General features: G+C 61.3%; 3 protein-coding genes. All 3 read left to right on the top strand.

Annotation, left to right across the window (positions count from 1 at the left end):
* Positions 1 to 41 precede the first annotated feature (41 nt).
* The 3 genes from NQ034_RS09295 to NQ034_RS09285 all read left to right on the top strand — a co-directional run bounded on the left by NQ034_RS09295 (position 42) and on the right by NQ034_RS09285 (position 16,065).
* A complete protein-coding gene (locus NQ034_RS09295) occupies positions 42 to 6,977 on the top strand; it encodes a DEAD/DEAH box helicase family protein (RefSeq protein ID WP_306428212.1) in 6,936 nt (2,311 codons plus the stop codon).
* Complete coding sequence (locus NQ034_RS09290) at positions 6,974 to 9,505, top strand: 3'-5' exonuclease (RefSeq protein WP_257048471.1); 2,532 nt, start codon at positions 6,974 to 6,976, stop codon at positions 9,503 to 9,505. Before NQ034_RS09295 ends, NQ034_RS09290 begins: the two co-directional genes overlap by 4 nt.
* 152 nt (positions 9,506 to 9,657) lie before the next feature.
* Complete coding sequence (locus NQ034_RS09285) at positions 9,658 to 16,065, top strand: DUF3320 domain-containing protein (RefSeq protein WP_257048470.1); 6,408 nt, start codon at positions 9,658 to 9,660, stop codon at positions 16,063 to 16,065.
* The last annotated feature ends 60 nt before the right edge of the window (positions 16,066 to 16,125 follow it).

Below are 16,125 nucleotides of genomic sequence, written 5' to 3'. Positions count from 1 at the left end.
TGAGCGGATTCGCGGAGGCGAAAACCCGATAGTCTGTACTCATGTCCCAACTCCTTCCCACATCCCAGGCTGCACGCACCCGTGATGCGCTGTCTGAGTACTTGCAGACTAGCTTCGCCCTGGCTGACAGAGACGTCCGTGAAGCCTTTGACGCCTTCCTGGCCGATCCCGACGATGGGATCTTCCGGGGACCATATGTGCGTACGCGGATGCCGTTTAAGCCGGATGAGGCTGGTGCCTCGGTCCTAGATGTGTTGCCTGCAGGGTTCACCCCATATGGTCACCAGGCCCGCGCGTTTTCCAGGCTGTCATCGGCTGGTCAGGCTGTGGGGGAGCGGCCCCAACCTACTTTGGTCACAACCGGCACGGGCTCGGGTAAAACGGAGGCCTTCCTCTATCCGATCTTGGACCATGTGGTCCGGCATAAGCGCCGCGGTGGGTCGGGTGTGAGTGCCTTGATTCTCTACCCGATGAATGCCCTGGCTACAGACCAAGCTCAACGCCTGGCGAAACTCATTACCGGTAATGCGCAACTGTCGGGCATACGAGCTGCGATCTACACGGGGGACGCAGGCGACACGACTCGGTCAATGGTCGCCCTAGAGGGCCTGATCAACGACCGGGAGGCCATCAGGGAGAATCCGCCAGACATCCTGCTGACCAACTACAAGATGTTGGATCAACTGCTGCTGCGCCCACAGGACCAAAAACTCTGGCAACTCAGCGCTTTGAGCTTGCAATACCTGGTCCTGGACGAATTCCACACCTATGACGGTGCCCAAGGAACCGATGTGGCGATGCTGTTACGGCGGCTTGGTGTGAAAGTGAAATCGCACTGGCCGGATGAACATCCCAACATCACTGATGCCGACCGGGTCCGTCCTCTGGGACGGATCACTCCCGTTGCCACCAGTGCCACGCTAGGCGACAACAGCGAATCCGGACCCAACCAGCTCTTGCGCTTCGCGGAGAGGGTCTTTGGCGAACCCTTCCCATCCGATACGGTCGTTACCGAATCCCGCTATAGCGTGGATGAATGGTCTGACCTACCGGGTGCAGAGCTCACGGTTGAACAAAGCAGACTGCAGCCTATCGACCTTGGCGATCAGAACGCCTTCGACCTGCGGGCCGCGAAAACATGGCTGGATTCCGGTGAGGTAACCGGCCTGACGCCGGAATCCCTTGCTCTGCGAGCACTGGCCACTGTTTACTCCATTGACTTTCCCTTGCCCGCGGGTACCAGGCTGCGCACTGACGACGGTCAACAGAGCCCTGCGGTCCGCGAACTCCACGCCAAGTGGCAGATCATTGCTGACACTATCGGCGCCGACACGTCCACACAGCTGGCACTGATCAAACAGCATCCGTTCATCAAAGACCTACTCGCGGCTACATACCAGGCCAGGTCCCAGGACGACTTGGCTCGTGAACTACTGGGCGCTCGGGATACGGGAAAGAGCCCTGAACGCACGGTGGCCACCGCGTCTGCTTATCTGGGCCACCTGGTGGCAGCCCTCAGCGTGATCCGTGCAGGTCAAGGCCTGGCCGCACCTACCGTGGACGTACATATGTGGATCCGGGCAGTCAGCCGGATCGACCGCAGCGCCGGCGGCATGGGCAATGAGTTCAGCTGGACCGATGATGGTCAAGCAGTGGTGGACAGCTTGGATGGCCTGGCCGCCCAGTCTGCAGACGGGAATGAACAACTGGAATCCTGGTCGCATTTTCCAGCCATCTACTGTCGCAACTGCGGCCGTTCCGGTTGGGGCGTTACTGCCGGCCCCGTGGGCCAAGGGCTGGTAGCTCAGACCCAGGACAAAGACATCCGCCGCGAAAAGGCTAATAAGAACCCACATTTCCGTGCACTCATCGCCGCCGGTACTGAGGCAGACCGCTATCTGCAATCCGCCGGTGACGAAGACTCTCTGCATGCCAACCTGGCTGGCTTCCACGTGGTCGATCGCGAACTGATCGATGCCGCAGGGGTGTTCGGGGCTTCCGTCACGGAACAGGTGAAGAAGGACCTGGAAGCAGGCAAGATCGAACCTGTGCTGGTCTGGGAAGGAGGTCGCGCCAGCACCGACTCCGACCAGAAATCCGTGGATGATTACTGCCCGGCCTGCGGCGAACGCGACTCCATCCGCTTCCTGGGTGCCGCCGTCGCCACCCTATTGTCAGTGACTCTGTCCACCCTGTTCGGTGACCAGACACTGACCCCGGCAGAGAAGAAGTCCCTGGTCTTCACCGACTCCGTGCAGGACGCCGCCCACCGTGCGGGCTTCGTCGAGTCCCGTTCCCACGTGTTGACCAGGCGTAATATCATCGCACATGCTGTAGGCGATGGCGGCAGCCTGGACCTGGTGGCCGACCGCATTCTCACCCAGGCCGGGGACGACCCAGAACGCCGTTACCGCGTGTTGCCTCCGGAATTCTCCAAGACGGATCGTTTCTCCGACGTGCAGGCCTGGTGGGAACAGCCGGGGAAACGCAATGCCGATGCTCGCAAGAAGGTTGCCAAGCGTCTGGCCTTCGACACCGCCTTGGAATTCGGCCTCGACTCCCGCTACGGTCGCACCCTGAGCAGGACGGGGACCATTGCCGCAGAAGTCCTACTGCCAAATCCGGACGAACTGCAGGAATTGGCTAGCGGGGTTCTGGCCGAATCCGGGGAGAAATATGGCGAACTGGCGCTGAACGGTCCCGATGACGCTCACCCCAGCCGACTACAGACCGCTTGGGTACGCGGCGTGGCCGAACGCCTGCGCACTCAGGGCGCGATCTACCACCCCTGGCTGGACGCATACATCGCCGACGGCGGCTTCCGGATTTGGATCTGGGGCAAGCGCAAGCGCGACCAGGGCATGCCCGCATTTCCTGGCACCCGCAACGGCCCAGCCTTCGCGATCACCGGCTCCGCACAGCGCCGTAAGCGCGGCAAGTCCGAATCACTCTTCGATCCGGTCGAATCCCCGCAGGGCTGGTATGCCGACTACACCCGCAGACTCTTCGGCCTGGGCCGTCAACAGTCGGCAGGAGCGGTCAAACTGCTGCTGCAGAAAATGGCGCAGCGCGACCTGATCCGCGAATTCCCCACGAAGAACGATTCCACCGCCAAGGTCTATGGTTTGGACGCGACCAATGTGAATCTGGAAAAGTCCTACGATGCAGCTGCCGCCGGCAGCATAGGTGACGAGGGCCCAACCCCACAGTTGGTGTGTGGGCTGTGCCAGGCGGAATTCCCACTGGCCAGCGATGCACTGGATCAGCTGGAGGGAACCCCCTGCCTGTTGTCCGGATGTACCGGCACTCTGGCACGCGGGACCATCGAACCGAACTTCTATCGCAAGCTCTACACCAGTTCGGAAATGCACCGGATTGTTGCTCGGGAGCATTCGAGTATTTTGGAGTCCCGGGTTCGGAAAGCCTATGAGGATGGGTTCAAGAATGACCAGGGCAATCCTTCGGCCCCGAATGTCCTAGTGGCGACACCCACTCTGGAAATGGGCATCGACATCGGCGACCTATCCGCCATCATGCTTGCTTCCCTGCCCAAGACCATGGCCAGCTACGTTCAACGAGTGGGACGCGCGGGACGCTTGACAGGTAATGCTCTCAGCCTGGCGTTCGTTGAAGGCCGCGGCAAAGACTTGCCCGTGGTGAAGAACCCACTGACCATGATCAACGGCGCGGTCAGGCCTCCGGCCACCTACCTGGACGCGGTGGAGATGATCAAGCGCCAGTACATCGCGTTCCTTATCGACAAGCTGGCTGACACCCAGACGGCAGACACACCGTGGCCGCGCAATGCCAGCGGCGTGTTCACCGGGGACCCCGGCCAGTCCGCATTCCTCAACCGAGTGTTGGAACTGAACGATGCCCACAGTCGGGAACTTCTGAACGAATTCCTGGGTACTTTCGGCGATAGCCTGCACTTGGCCGGCGACGAGCTGCGGGCCTGGGCAGTACCCACACATGATGGTGCGGCCGATGGACAGAGTGGGCTGCAGCAGATGGTGTGGGAGGCGCACGGTGCTTTCAATCGGCAGCTGGAGTCCCTGCAGCACCGGCTTGCCGCAATCGACCAGGCCCTGCCGGATCTTCTGGTGGCGGTGGGCAAGGACCCGGAGAAGGCCTCGGACGAGGCGCGCCGCGAACTGCAGGAGGCGAAAGCCGCGCATGGGGCGACCACCCGGGCGTTGGCGGACGCACGCGACGAATACTGGATATCCGCGCTGGAATCTGCACAGCTACTGCCCAACTACACGCTGTTGGACGACACCGCAGAACTCAGTGTGGACACGCGCTGGCGCGATCAGGAAATGCAGGAATACCGGAACCAACAGGTGAGCTTCAATCGCGGTGCCCGACTGGCGTTGCGCGATTTCGCCCTGGGCTCCACGTTCTACGGCCGCGGTATGCAGATCAGAATCGATGCGCTGGACCGGGGACCAGACAACCAGGATCAGTACACCCTGGCCCTCTGCGGCCAATGCGGATACACCGTGGAACTGCGCGGCGACGACACCGCCCCGGCCGTGTGTCCGCGCTGCCAGGACAAATCGATCGCCGATGTCGGCCAGCATCTGGCGGCGGTGCGCCTGCGGCGGGTGTCCGCCATGGTCAACCGTGATGAGGCCTCCATCACCGATAGCGACGATGAGCGCAGACAACGGTCCTTCACCGTGCAGTCCCTGGCCGATGTGGACCTGGACCAGGTGGCCGAACGCTGGTACGTGGACGGTTACAACTTCGGGGTGGCCTATCTGAAGAACGTCACCATCACCAGTGTGAACTTCGGTCCCCGTATGTCCGGACGCGAAGTGCTCACCGGCGGTCAGGCCCTCAAAAGCCCTGGGTTCGTTATCTGTGAGAGCTGCGGTAAACAGGACAGCCAGACCAACGGGAACAGCTCCTTGGACCACCGTCCGTGGTGCAAGCACCGCAAAGCATATGAGGAGCACAATGTGCAGGTCGTGCTCACCCATCGGCTGCGCACGCAGGGATCGTTGGTGCGCCTGCCGGAGGAACTGCTGGTGGGCGACCAAGCGGCCCTACCCAGCCTGGTCGCGGCCATCCGCTTGGGCCTGTCGAAACACCTGGGTGGGGACCCCGACCACATCGACGTGATGTTGGCACGAGAACCCATCCAGTCCGGGGGCACGGCCACTGGTGTGGCCGATGCCCTGCTGCTGCACGACACCGTGCCAGGCGGTACCGGCTACCTGGCGGACTTGAGCCGGCCGGAGACCGTTTGGGGCATCCTGGACGAAGCGCGGCGGGTCGTGCGGTCCTGTCACTGTCAGAACGAGGGGATGTGGGCCTGCGGCGACTGTCTGTTGCCGTATGCGACCTATGGCGATACAGGAAAGGTCAGCCGGGCGTCCGCAGAATCCCTGCTGACGAAAATCCTGAAGGCAGGACGGGGCGTGGATTTGGACGCCGTAGATGCGGCCCAGCCCGGATCAGGTCAGCCCGGTACCGGAGCCCCCGGAGCAGATTCTGATGAGAACCCGCTGCTGTGGTCCGTTACGACTGAAGCGCCAAAGCCGGCGGACCCGGACTCCTACCTGGAGAAGAGCTTCCGGAAAGTTCTGCGCACCCGCTTCGACCTGGCCGGCCTGGACGTGCAGGAACGCCCCGGCCCTACCGGTGTCGAGTGGACGATCCAACAGCCTGGCTCCGGCATCCGCTGGAGCCTGCGCGAACAAGAGACCGTGGACGGGCAGGTCAGGCCCGACTTCGTGCTGCGCAGCCAGCTGCCCAGCATTCCGCCGGTGGCAATCTTCACCGACGGCTTCGCCTACCACGCGTCCCACGCGCACAACAACGTGGCCGACGACGCACGGAAGCGACAGAGCCTGCGGGCCAAAGGATATGCGGTCGTATCCCTGACCGCGGCAGAGGTGCGCCAGGCGGAGGAAGAACTGGCGGCTCAGGCCGGCATGGGAGCCAGCAGCAGTTCTGGAGCGGCGCTCGGAGGTCTGGAAACTGGTGGTTTGCCCGTCTGGTTTGATCAGCAGATCGTTGCACGCATCCTCAACCAGGCACGATACGGATGGACTGGACAATCCGAGTCCTATCTGCACAATCCGATCGACCTGCTGGTCAACCTGGTGCAGTCTGCCAGCCGCGACGCCCAAGAAGTCCCACAGGCTCTGCGCTATGCGGCCAACGGAATGCCGATGTTCTTCTTCAACTTCAACAACCCGGTGTTGGGAGCGCGCCCTGTTGTCTTGCCGCCCAAATCGGCAGGGCCGGCTGGGCAAGCGGATCTGGCCCAGGTTGTTCTGGGACAGGTAACGGGGACCTCGGCGTTGGATCCCATGACGGCTCCGGTGGATGCGAACGGGAATCCGGTTCGAGGCGGGGTACTGTGCACGCGCGGTCCGCTCACTGTCCTGGTGGAAATTGTCAACGGCGCGGGGATCGACGTTGCAGTGGTCTTGGATGACCGTGACTCGGCCCTGGACGACCCACAGTTCGCCACGGCATGGGCCGAATGGCTGTACCTTTCGAACCTGTGCAGCTACCGCCAGGTGCCGCACCACACGACCGTGGCCTCGGTCCAACAGCTGCTGGCCGAATTGCCCGTCACGATCGGTGATGTGGCTTCGGAGAGTGTTGGAGGTCTGGACTTCGTGGAGCCCCAGGCTGATATCGGGGTTGAAGTCGACACTGCACAGCTTTCTGGCGATTGGAAGACCCTGCTGGAATCCGGAGAACTGGAACCCGCGGAAAAGGAGTTCGTGCTGCAGCTGCACGCCGCGGGTGTGACCGCCGTACCGGACGTGGGCGAGGAATCGGAGAATGGTGTGCCCATGGACTTGAGCTGGCCGCAGGCCAACATCGTGGTGCTGCTGGACCCGGAAGACGGTGACGCTGAAGACCTGCAGGCGGAAGGGTGGACAGTTGTGTCCGCCCAAGCCGATAAGGTGAAAGAAGCGTTGATGGGCACCGCCGCAGGAGGAACAGCATGAGTCTCACGATGAGCAGCAACTACCGTAAGCTCAAGCTGGAGAAATCGGTGAAGTCCAAGATGATGGACTTCCTCATGAAGCTCGATGATGACGATTCGGTTCCCGGATTGCATGTCGAACCGATCAACAATTCGGCGGACAAACGCTTCCGGACCGGTCGGGTGGATGACTTCTATCGGGCGGCCTTGTTTCGCATCGACAGCCAACAGGGAACCATCTGGGTGGTCTATGGGGTCTATCCCCATGACGACGTTATCGACATCGCTCGCAAGGTCAAGTTGACGGTTAACCCGGTCAACGGTGTAACCGAGGTCGAATACGTGGAGTCCGCCGCGGGTCCCGGAGCCGGTGCGTCCGGTGGACCGGGCGCGGCTGGTGCCTGGCAGGACAGTGACTGGGCCAAACAACAGGAGGCATACGACCAGGCAGCCAAGCTGGTAGGCCTGGACAGTAGCGGTTCCGACAGCGGTGCAACCAAGCCGGCGACTCCCGCGGACCCGGTCTTCGGTGACAAACCACTGGCGGAAACCCTGGGGCGGGTGGACGACACCCAGCTCACCGGGGTGTTGGGAATCAGTCCCCGAGCAGTTGGAATCGCCCGGGGCTGCACAAGCGTGGACGAGCTGCTCACCGCATTCGAACGGATCCCCGAGATCCCCGAATGGCAGGTAGACGCATTGCTGGACCTGGCATCGGGCACGACCCTTGCCGAACTGCAAGACAAACTCAAAGGCGCCGAGCCCGAACATGTGGGCACACCCGTGGTGGCTGAGGCCAATGTCGCTGGACAGCCCGGAACAGAGACCCGGCCGGAACCTGCCCGTGGTGAGGAAACCGGGGGAGCCGCTGTGGCCTCGGCCGTCGGTGGAAGTGTGTCCGAGGACGATGCCCTGGCAGCGGGTCTGCGGACTCCGGCCGCCCAGCTGAGCTTCGCCGCAATCAAGGGGGAGGAGGAGCTCAAAGCCGTCGTCGAAGACGGCGATTTCGCAGCCTGGCGCGTGTTCCTGCACCCGGAACAACGACGGTACGCCCAGAGCGGATACAACGGGCCGTTCCGGCTGACAGGCGGAGCGGGCACCGGTAAGACCATCGTCCTAGTACATCGTGCGGTCCGATTGGCCAAGCAGAAGGCAGCCGGAGCCACGGATGCCGACCAGGCAGCCGGCACCCGGCCACGCGTCGTGCTGACCACCTACACAGCCAACCTGGCAGATCAACTCGACGAGCAGGTCGCCATCCTGGATCCGCACGTCGGCCGAGCCGACAGACTGGGCGATGAGGGGTTACACGTCGCGGGTCTGGACAAGCTGGTGTACCAGGTGCTGCATGGGGCCCAGAACGGTGTGCTGGCCGCTGCCAGCGCGGCACTGCTGGGGCGCTCGCGTACCACAGTGCTCAAGCGAACAAACGACAGAGTCTGGCAGGACGTGTTGGATGCCGCGACGGCGGAACTCCCCGAGCGGGCCCGGAGTGCGCAGTTCTTACAAGAGGAATACGAACAGGTGGTTCTGCCCGCACGGATCGTGGATGCGGCGGGATACAAGAAGGTGCGCCGGGTTAATCGCAGTGTGCGGATGAGCCGGCAGCAGCGCACAGCGGTGTGGCAGGTGTTCGAGGCTTACCGGACGCGTGAACAGGTCGATGGCACCGTGAGCTGGGAAGAATCCCGCCATCTGGCAGCTCTGGTGTTAGAACAGCACGCCGCGAACATCGACCTGCCCGGCAGGTCCGAGGACGAGCGACGGCTGGCTTATAGGGCTGACCATGTCCTGGTAGATGAAGGACAGGACCTCAATCCCGGACATTGGACGTTCCTTCGGTCGCTGGTGCGTGGCGGCCGCGATGACATGTTCATTGCAGAAGATGCCCACCAGAGGATCTACGGGGCCAAGGTCGTGCTGTCGCACTTCGGTATCAACATCGTGGGTCGGTCTCGAACGCTGTCGTTGAACTACCGAACGACGGAGGCGATTCTGCGTCTGGGCCTACGGATCTTGTCTGGTGGGGCATACACGGACGTCGAGGAAAAGACCACGTCGAAGTCCGGTTACAGGTCGCTACGGGCTGGAGTCGAACCGAGCATCGTGGGGTTTGCGAATCGCGATGAGGAGTTCGCCGCAGTTGCCAAAGTGCTGGACAGGTGGCTTGCCCAAAGCGAGGGGAACGATTCCCTCCGACCCGAGGAGAACGCGATCCTGGTGCGCAACAACAAGGACGTCAATGAGGTGACTCGGCGCCTGGCCGAGCTGGGCATACCCGTGGCCCAGGTGTCTAAGGACGGCGTGCCACGGGGCAAGCCGGTAGTGATGACAATGCACCGGTCCAAGGGCACGGAGTTCCGCAACGTGGTGATCATGCACGTGGGTAAGGACTCCATGCCGCCGACGTGGGCCGTAGAAGGGGCCCCGGAGGAAATGCGAGCGGACAAGCTCCTACAGGAACGGTCATTGCTGTATGTGGCTGCAACGCGTGCCCGAGACGAGCTGATGGTGACGTATACGGGGGAGAAGAGTGGGTTGTTGGGGTAGGAGCGTCCCTATCTCACCAATTCGTTCCTGAATCTGGCGGTGTCACCGCCTGCTGGTAAGTTTGCTCACAATGGACCTGATGCCATTCTGGGGCCTTCGGGCTGTCTGGGGTGGCAGTCAGGTCGTGGGTACGATGGGCGGGGTAACCGAGAGTGTTGGATGAGCTGACTGAGCGCGCTGTAGAACGATTCGTATCGGAGTTGCCCGGTGGCACACATGGGCTGAATCTGGTGGTCTACCCCTTTGGAGATGTGAAGGTCGGACTTTTCTTTCGGGAGGATCTGAACTTCGCGTTGGTTCACAATGGGATCGGCATCTTCGCGGGCCTGGGCATTGCAGTGGATCCGGTAGAGGATCCGGCTGCCAAGGTTACGCACACAATTACCGGTCTACGCGCCCATCTGCGGTCCGGCCGGTTCGACGATGGGGCCGGCTGGCATGGCGCTGACTTGCAGATCGAATCCGGCAAGTACTTCTGGGCCCCGCAGAGCGCACTGAAATGGGGCCTCGACACATCGGCCTTCTTCGCCCTGGACGAAGCGACACCGGACATCATCGACCTGGAATTTGAGCTGGACGGCACCTTTACCAAGCGTTCCGTGGACGTTCGTTTCCTGGCCCACGACCAATGGAGCCCGCTGAATATACCCGAGACGATTGCCGCCTTCGTCCAGCCCCGCGCGCATGCCGTAACAAAGGTACTGTCTGCAGCAGCCGACCTTCTACAGGAACGGACTGATGACCCTTCGTTGGTAGGTTATCAACGGGACGCGGAACGCGTGGTCGACACGGCCCGTGCGATCTACGACGCGATCAAGGGCTTGGACATCCGCTACGCAACCCCACCGGCCTCCTTCGAGGACTCCGGGCAGAAGGTCAGAACTTCGGACGCGGTATTGGATACACGCTTCGGGACTTGCCTGGATACCACGGTGCTATTTGCCGCGGCCCTTGAGGAAGCCGGCCTGCAACCCTATATCGTGGTGCTTCCTGGCCACGCCTTCGTCGGCTTCTCGCTAAGGGAATTGAACACACCCTCTGCAATGACCGACACCGGATCTATTACCAACCTGTTCGGTAGCGGATACTTCATCCCAGTGGAAACTACCGCGGCCACCGCCGGACATGACGTCGGTTTCGACGAAGCGGTGAAGGCCGCAGCTCAAGCAGCGCAGGGCGGAAGTTCTGTCGAATATGTTGTGAGCGTTTCCGTCGCGCATCGTCGCGTCATGCCCCTACCGACGATGTCGACCTCAGCCGACGGGACCAAGCAGGTGGTGTACGTCGAACCTGCGACCGGTGCTCGCCAGGCGGACCCACTGGAGCGGGCACGCAAATCCGGCGCGAAGTCAGCCACGGATGACGCGGGACAGACGCACGTGGATGAACGAATGAGGCTTGGCGGAGGCGAGCTCCCGCTGCGTGTTCAGAAGTGGCGTTCCGAACTGCTCGATCTGTCACTGCGCAATCCGCTGCTGAAGCTTTCGGCAGGGCGTGGAGTGAGGATTCTTCTGCCAGAGGCGGACTTGCCCATCCTGGAGGATCTGTTAGCCGACAACCAGAGAGTCGAACTAACTCCGGATAATGTGGTGGAGGAAATCGACGCGGTCCGAGGGGTGGAATCGGCCGTGCAGTATTCGGATGCACGCCTGACCTCGCTGTTCAACGATGAAGGCCGAGTCTTCGTCAAATCGGCACGTGGTGGTGCGCTATCGAAGCTCAATACTCTGCGGCGCGAAGCCAAAGCGATGTTGGAGGAGAGCGGTTCCAATGCCCTGTACCTGGCCGTCGGATTCCTCCGGTGGCCGGTGAAGTCCAGCTCCGTCAGTGGAAGTGAAGCCTTGAGTCCGTTGTTCCTGCTTCCGGTGGAGCTCACCGGCAGCCCCTCGAAGCCGTACTCCATGCGGGTGGAACCCAATAGCGAATTACACGCGAACTATGCATTGATCGAAAAGCTCAAGCAGGAATACGGGATGACGATTCCGCAGCTGGAGGAACCACCGACCGATGACAGTGGGATCGATGTGGCACGGATCTTCCAAGAACTGCGCCAGCGTTTCATCGGGGAAGGGCTGGGGTTCTCCGTTGAGGGCATTGCACAGTTGGCTCTAGTGAAATTCGCCAGTCTGGACATGTGGCGGGATGTGGGCGACCACTGGCAGGAGCTTGCCGGTAATGATGTTGTGAAGCATTTGATTTACGACTCCGGTGAGTTGATGCAGACTTCGGCTCAGCAAGTTCACGTAGAACCGCAGGATGAAGCCGAAGCGTTCTTGCCCTTGCCGGCCGACGGCAGCCAGTTGGAATCGGTCAAGGCTGCCTCTGCAGGGGAGAGCTTCGTTTTGGAGGGCCCTCCGGGAACGGGTAAGTCGCAGACGATCGCCAACATCATCGCCAACAGCCTGGCTCACGATCGCACCATCCTGTTCGTGGCGGAAAAACAGGCTGCGTTATCCGTGGTGGAGGATCGATTGGACCAGGTGGGCCTAAAGCCATTGACGCTTAACGCCCACGGGATCGATCAAACAGTGGGCAAGGTCCGGACCCAGCTACGAGCGGCGATTCGGGCACAGGGCCAGAGCAATCGTGCCGTATTCGATGCGTTGCGTACCAAGCTGGCGCGGGTGATCACCGATCTGGACGAATATCCGCACAGCGTGCACGGGGATGGTCACAGTGCCGCTGCGGGCGCCGATTCCATCTGGAACTCGTATCAGCGTTGCGCAGTCCTCGAACGCGCTATGCCGGCTGAGCAGAACTGGCAGGCTGAGCAGATACATGTCTCGGACGAACTCCTGGCTGCGTCCTCGGACCATATCAATCAGCTGCTTACAGAACTGAACCGTGCGTACACCCGGGCACGGGGAGAACGCTTGTCCGTCAACTGGTTGCTGGTAGGACCCGATTTTTCCGCACAGGACGCCGACGCGCTCCGGGGCTTCTTCGGCGCGGTGAAGAAGCTACTGGGCGTATTCGATGAGATTCCGCCAGAGATCTTCCAGATCCTGCAGGCCTGCGATAGTGCTCAAAATGAGGCCTTCACGGCATGGTTGCGCGATCTTGACACCGGTAGTGGCGTGTTCCCGGACCAGCTACAGCAGCATCGGATCGGCACTGAAACTGCAAACCGTCAAAGACAGAACTTGGGGCAATTCGTCCAAACGTGGGCAGCCTTCGCCGTGCAGCTGAGCCCTGCTGCGGCCATGGCGAATGCCGTCCAACTGCAGCAGGAGTTCGAAGCCGCGCAGAACAGTGGTCGGCTGGGAAGGAAGAAGAAGGTTGCCACTGTGCTCAACAGGATTCTGCCGTTGGTACAGCAGGGGTCGCCCTTGGAAGGCCGGATTGCAGGCGGAGCTCCGTCCGAAGTCATCCGCTTTTTGACCGGCCTGGACGCATATCGGAGGTCTGAGGCCGCTGCGCGTCAGGACGTGGGGCTCGACGGCCCCTACCGTCGGCTTCCGTTGCATGCCGAGGCTGCGATGCAGGAACTGGACAGGCGCTACGAAACTGAACGTGATTTTGCCGAACACGCGGCCAAGCTCCAAGACTTCCTTCGTTGTGCCCCAGAACTGGTTGGCGTCGTGAACAAGATGGTTGCGGATCATCGGGCGACGTTGAAAATGGGCAGAGTAACCGAGCTGCTGGGGGAATTCGAACAGACCTGGAGCAGGCTGGTGTCGGCCGCCGGTGCGAGCAACGCTTCGCTGGAGGCCTGGCTTAGCGGTGACCGGGAATCAAATCGCGAATGGGAGGGGAGCCACCCCCTCCAGACCAGGGGATTCGACGCTCGTCTGCCTGCGCGTTTATCTACATGCCGTGCGGAATGGCGGCAAATGCTGTCCGATGAGGTTGCCCAGACCAACCTGTCGCGCCAGCTGCGCCTGCAATCGGCCCTCGCAGGATTGAACAGCTTGGGGTTGGGGTCTGCAACCGCCCGGATAGCGTCTGGTGAGAGGCCAGAAGGACTGCAAGCGGCTCTGGAATTGGCAGCCGCTCGTGAACGCCTGTTACGAGAACTGCGTCGACACGATATGGACACCTTCGACGGGTCCAGATACTTGAAGCGCGTCAAAGAGTATGTCGACATCAGCGACAAGCTGCGCACCATGACAAAACAAGAATTGCCCGCACGATTGCTGGAGCAACGGGCCGGCTTTGAACCGAGCGTTGGACTGCGGAAGGAACTGGACCGTAAGAGTGGTGGCTCGATCCGTCGCATATTCGAACGCTTCTCTGACGAAGTGCTGCGTCTGACCCCGGTTGTGCTCATGAGCCCTGCGACCGTAGCCCGGTCGCTTCCGATCGACACCACTCACTTCGACACGGTGATCTTCGATGAAGCTTCCCAGGTCAAGGTAGCCGATGCGATCGGCGCGATCGGCCGGGCGGACTCCGTCGTCGTTGTGGGTGACTCCAAGCAGATGCCGCCCACCAGCGCGTTCAGCACCTCGAGCGCTGGTGACGAAGAGGAGCTAACCGACATCGCACCCACACAGTCGTTAGCGCCCGAAGCACAGCAACTGGTGGACATCGTCGGTACGTCCTCAGCGGTACAGGGGGATGCGACCGTGACAGCGCTCGTTCGCCCGACTTTCGCCGCGACCGATCAGGAATCAATCCTGAGCGAAGTGGCGAATTCTGGTCTGTCGCGAAAATGGCTGCGCTGGCACTACCGCTCGCAGCACGACAGCCTCATCAGCTTCTCGAATGCGAAGTACTACGAGGGCAACTTGCAGGTCTTCCCGGCACCTCCCGAAAACCGGGACGGTCTGGGGGTAAGCAGCCGGTTCGTCAACGGCGTATTCGACTCCGGTAAGAAGGGCACTCGGACGAATCAGGCCGAGGCCGAAGCAGTAGTGGAAGACATCTCCGTACGACTGGCGGTGAACCCGACGGCATCCATTGGAGTGGTCACGTTCAATACCCAGCAACGTGATCTGATTCTGGACCTGATGGAACAGTCTTCAGACGCGGAGGTCCGGAGGTCGCTGGAGCGCGCTGAAGAACCGGTATTCGTCAAGAATCTGGAAAGCGTGCAGGGAGACGAACGCGATGTCATCCTGTTCTCCATTGCCTTTTCGAAGAACCCTGATACTGGAAAGCTCAGCCACAACTTCGGGCCGTTGAACAACGCGGGTGGGGAACGCCGTCTGAACGTGGCGGTCACCCGCGCCCGGCGTGCCGTCGTAATCTTCACATCGATCCGTGCAGCCGATATCAACCCCGCACGGACCTCGGCTCAGGGAGTGTTGGATCTGCGGGATTACCTTGCCGCGGCCGAGGCACAAGAGCCCTACGGTGCCCATGATGAGAGGCACAGCGCTGCGGTTGATATGTTCCGTACGGGCCTGTCCGCAGCCTTGCATAGTGTCGGTCTGGAAGTGCTGGAGGACGTCGGAACCTCGGACTTCCGGGTCAACTTGGCGGTTCGCAGTGATGACGAACATGGCTGGGTCGGACTGCTGCTGGATTCTCCGGAGTGGGCTGGACGTAAGACGACATCAGATCGGATGACATTGCCCGGGGCCATCCTGCAAGGCGTGATGGGATGGGACGCCACGGCCCAGATCATGCTGGTGGACTGGATCAGCGATCCTACCGGAGTCGTCGACCGCGTAGTGCAGCTGGCTGGAGAGACCGAACGGCAATATGCGCCGATTGCTCCGGTTGGTCCAGCCGCTTCGAACGATGCAGTGGAAACGGTCACACCCGCAACAGAGCACGACGAGGTTGCTGAGCAACAGGCCTCGACGGTGGGGAAGCCCGTGGAGACAGCGAAATCGCCAGCCGACTCGGACAGTGACCCGGATCGTATGGTGACAGTACAGATCCCGGCACCGGAGAGCATAGACAGTCAGGACACGAACCCGACGACATCCGCAGGTGCTCTGGTCGGGGCTACCCCGCTCCAGAGCATTGCGCCGACAGTAGACAACGAAGAAGCATCCGCGCCTGTTGCCGCAGAACAAAGGGAACAAGAAGCTGTCGACCGATCCGGGGAATACGAGTTCGTCGAGGCCCCTAATGAAGTTATCGGTGAGCAGTCAGTACTTGATAACTACCAGACCAAGGAGAACAAGGCGAAGATCGCAGCGGAGATCGACGACATCATCGAGGTAGAAGGACCAATTCAGGCCGATCGTCTGGCCAAGGTTGTTGGCAATCGGTTCGGACTCATGCGTGTTTCAGTTGCGCGGAAGAAGCAGATTCTCAGTTGCAGTAGCCGGAAGCCGGTTCACGGCCAGGACCTGGGTGATTTCTACTGGCCTGACGATCTGACTCCGGACACGTACTCAGGGTACCGACCACGGTATAACGCCGATACCGTGCTGGGCATCGGTGAGGTCAGCCACGTAGAGCTGGGAAATGTCATGGGCGATGCGCTGCGCAGTGCTGGGGACATGTCCAAGGAAGAACTGATCCGTGGGGTTATGGAGGTGTTTGGCTGGTCACGGATGGGTGCCAAGATCAAGGAACGTATGAACGTGACGATTGACTGGTTGGTCGCCCGCGGGAAGGTCACTGTCGGGCCGGATGATGTCGTGAGTGTTCAAAGGTGAGGCAGAGCGGTGTCAGAGGTCTCCATTAGGGTGCGAAGCATAGAAGAATTTTGGCAGCGG

Source organism: Brevibacterium moorei (assembly GCF_024580735.1).
Classification (GTDB): Bacteria; Actinomycetota; Actinomycetes; order Actinomycetales; family Brevibacteriaceae; genus Brevibacterium; species Brevibacterium moorei.
The sequence above is the reverse complement of the archived record's forward strand: the minus strand, read 5'-3'. Positions and strand labels throughout refer to the sequence as shown.